Raw genomic sequence first — 3,880 nt, forward strand, 5'->3', positions numbered from 1 at the left:
GCCCCGCCCTGCTCCGCCACCTCGTTGCTCGAACCCGCAAGCTCCTTCGCCTGCCGCGCGTTGTCCGCGTTCTGCTTCACCGTCGCGTTGAGCTGCTCCATCGAGCTCGCCGTCTCTTCCAGGCTGCTCGCCTGCTCTTCCGTGCGCGACGACAGGTCCGCGTTCCCCGCCGAAATCTCCTGCGCCGCCACGTTGATCGACTCCGACGCCTCCTTGATCTGACCCACCACCTCCCGCAGACGCTCCACCGTCGTGTTCGTGTCGTCCTTCAACTGACCGAACGTCCCGCCGTAGTCCGCCGTGATCTTCTCCGTCAGGTCGCCCCGCGCTATCGCGTTCAGAACACGGGCGATGTCTTCAAGATTGCCGGCCATGCCCTCCATGAGGTGATTCAGGCCAATCGACAGGTCGCGGAAGAAGCCTTCCTTGCCTTCCACCACCAGTCGGGCCGCCAAGTCTCCTTCAGCTGCGGCCCCAACCAGGGCTTGCACTTCCTTCTCGGCAGCAAGCTCGTCGGTACGATCCCGCCATTCCCCCACGGACCCCAGCCGCTCTCCCGAAGCATTGACGATCGGGCTGGTCACCACATCAAAGGTGCGGCCCCCGATCGACATCTGCGTGCGGGTAGTCTGGGTCAGCGCCGCCAGGCGCTTGAGGGCTGCATCCGGGTCGGCATAGAGACGGCCGATGCTGCTGCCCACGAACGAGTCTGCACTGAAGCCCGGCGCATCCTTGCGGATCTCCGACTCAATGGCGCGGATGGTCTTCAGGAGCGCCGTATTTGCATAGATCACGCGGCCGCCGGGCTCGGCGATGCGGACATTGGTCTCCACGCAATCCAGAGCCTGCCGGATCCGCGAATTCTCGTCGCTGACGCGCTTCTGCTCGACGATATCAGCACACAGCTTGACCTGCATCGACTCCAGGGCCTGGAGCACCCGCCCGACCTCATCATTGCGACCGGCATCGATCACATTCGCATAGTTTCCGTTTGCCACGTTCTGGGCCGTCTGAACCATGGCCTGCAGCGGCCTGGCCACCAGGGAGCGCATCAGGACGAAGATCAGTAGCGCCAGGACCAGGGCGGCGACGAGCGCCATGCTCAGCAACATGAAGCCGATGGAGCGGGAGACGCTCTCGAACTCATCCATGTAGGTGCCGCCGGCGATCACCCAGTTCCACTCAGGAAAGGCCTCGAACACGACGACCTTCTCCCTCGGCACCGTGTCGTTCAGCTCGGTATTGAGCCAAGGATAGTGGATGACCCCCTGCTTGCGCTCGAGAATTTCGCGGATGAACAACCGCCCGTCGGCATCCTTGGCATCGGCAATGTTCTGGCCTTCCTTGGCCGGGTGCACCGTCAGCGTCCCGAAAGACTTGCCGGGAGTAGAGTCTAGCGCGTAGGCATAGCCGGAATCACCGAAGCGAACGCTCTTGATCTGCTGCTTGAGCGCAGCCAGTTCGTCGGAGAAACGCCTGCCTACGAAGGTTGCACCAATCACCTTGCCAGCCGCGTCCTTGATCGGTGAGTAACCGGTATACGTGTCGATGCCGAACAGCAGCGCCTTGCCGACATAGCGCTCACCGGCCATCAGCTTCGCGTAGGCGGGATGGTCATGGGCCAGCATGGTGCCGACAGCACGCTCGCCGTTCTCTTTCTTGAGCGATGTCGCGACCCGGTAGAAGTCGTCACCCTTGCGTGCAAAAAGCGTCGCCACGGCCCCACTGCTCGCAGTGAAACGATCCACCTCCTGGGACCGCAGATTCAGCGCCACTCCGCCGTGACTGAGCACCGGCATGCCTTCGCCGACGGCATTCACGGAGAAGCCGTCGCCGAAGCCTGCAGCAAACATGTCATTGAGCCTCTCCGTCTCGAGCTTCAGGCTCTGCGCCTTGGACGCCACCATCGCCTTCACCAGGGAGACCTTGTCGCTCACGACCGCCAGGCCCTGCCCCTCCAGGGCCTGCCCGGCCCGATCGCGCACGTACCAGGATCCCAGCCCCAGGATCACCACCAGAACCAGCGTTGCGGCCATGGCGGCACGGGTTGCCAGCGACAGATCCTTCAACCCGCTAGCCAGCCGCGCCCCGATACCGGACGAACGCACACGCCCGTTGATGATGCGCAGCGCGCCGGCCTTGCCGCTACGGAACAGCGCATAGGCTGCCTCGGCCTCCTTCACCTTCGCGGCCGAAACTTTGCGACGGGCCGACATGTAGCCGGTCACCTTGCCGTTTTCGATCATCGGCGTGGCATGGGCCTCGACCCAGTAATGATCGCCGTTCTTGCAACGGTTCTTCACCATGCCGGACCAGGGCCGCCCCTTCTGCAGGTCACGCCACAGATCCTCGAAGGCCTCCACGGGCATGTCCGGATGCCGGACGATGTTGTGGGACTGGCCGATCAGCTCATCCTCGGTAAAGCCGCTGATCCGGATGAAATCCGGATTCACATAGACGATCTGCCCCTTGAGGTCCGTCCTCGAGACAATCAAGTCGTCATCGGCCAGCTCGATTTCGCGCTGGGTGACAGGCATGTTTATTTTCATGTGTTGCTCCTGCAGGGCTTGGCCACCCGGGTGGCCGAGTCATCAAAGGATCAGAACTCTTCCCAGTCGGCTTGCGCCAGATTCGAGGCCTGCCGCTTGACCTTGGGCAGCGGGGCCCCCACCTTGGCCACTTTCATGGCACGCATAGGCACGGGCTGGAGGCGCTCTCTGAGTTGCTCGACGGAAGCCGCGCGACCGGCAGCCTCCACGGCGGCATCACCGGCGCGGCTTTGCTTGAGCTTGCGGATTTCCTGGATGGTTTCATCGGAGAGCACGGCAAAATCGTTCAGCAGCAGGTGCTCGGCGCCGACGGCATCGCCGGACAGCTTGGCCTGGATCACGGCACCCGCACAGCGATGGAAATCGGCGTGCTTGTCGCGCAACTTCTCGAAGCCCGGCTCACTCGCATAACGCTTCCCGTCCCCATGGATCCAGCACCCCAGGACGCACTTGTCGTCACGGGACACCACGGCGGGATCGAGGGACTCGCCCTGCCCGGCGAGATAGTTGCGCAGCTTGAACTTCCAGCCCATATGGGCTTGTATGACACCATCAAAGTCCAACGTACCAGAGGCTGCGGGCTGGGCTACCAGCCGGAACATGGCGACAGACCGGACCAGGCTGCGCGCCTGATCTTCCAGGCTCTCCGCCGCCGCCGCGGCTTCTTCCACCAGCGCCGCGTTCTGCTGCGTCACTTCGTCCATCTGGCCCACCGCATGCGCCACCTGCTCGATGCCGCTGCTCTGCTCCTGGCTCGCCTCCGCAATCTCCGTCACCAGCGACGACAGCTTCTGGAAGTTCGAGACCACTTCTTCCATCGTGTGGCCGGCTTCATTCACCAGCTTCGCGCCGTCCTCCACCTTGTCCACGCTGTCCGCTATCAGCGCCTTGATCTCCCGCGCGGCCTGCGCGCTGCGCTGCGCAAGGCTCCGTACCTCGCTCGCCACCACCGCGAAACCACGGCCCTGCTCACCCGCACGCGCTGCTTCCACCGCCGCGTTGAGCGCCAGGATGTTCGTCTGCCCCACCATCGCCCCGCCCTGCTCCGCCACCTCGTTGCTCGAACCCGCAAGCTCCTTCGCCTGCCGCGCGTTGTCCGCGTTCTGCTTCACCGTCGCGTTGAGCTGCTCCATCGAGCTCGCCGTCTCTTCCAGGCTGCTCGCCTGCTCTTCCGTGCGCGACGACAGGTCCGCGTTCCCCGCCGAAATCTCCTGCGCCGCCACGTTGATCGACTCCGACGCCTCCTTGATCTGACCCACCACCTCCCGCAGACGCTCCACCGTCGTGTTCGTGTCGTCCTTCAACTGACCGAACGTCCCGCCGTAGTCCGC

2 protein-coding genes are annotated in these 3,880 nt (G+C 63.9%); both read right to left on the bottom strand.

The window, feature by feature from the left end; genetic code table 11:
• Window positions 1–2,549, bottom strand: a 2,549-nt coding sequence (locus HHL15_RS25940; protein WP_169148660.1) for a Cache 3/Cache 2 fusion domain-containing protein, incomplete at its 3' end; no start/stop codon positions are given.
• A gap of 50 nt (window positions 2,550–2,599) precedes the next feature.
• Window positions 2,600–3,880, bottom strand: a 1,281-nt coding sequence (locus tag HHL15_RS26985) for a methyl-accepting chemotaxis protein (protein ID WP_206198984.1), incomplete at its 5' end; no start/stop codon positions are given.

The organism is Zoogloea dura (assembly GCF_012927165.1).
Classification (GTDB): Bacteria; Pseudomonadota; Gammaproteobacteria; order Burkholderiales; family Rhodocyclaceae; genus Zoogloea; species Zoogloea dura.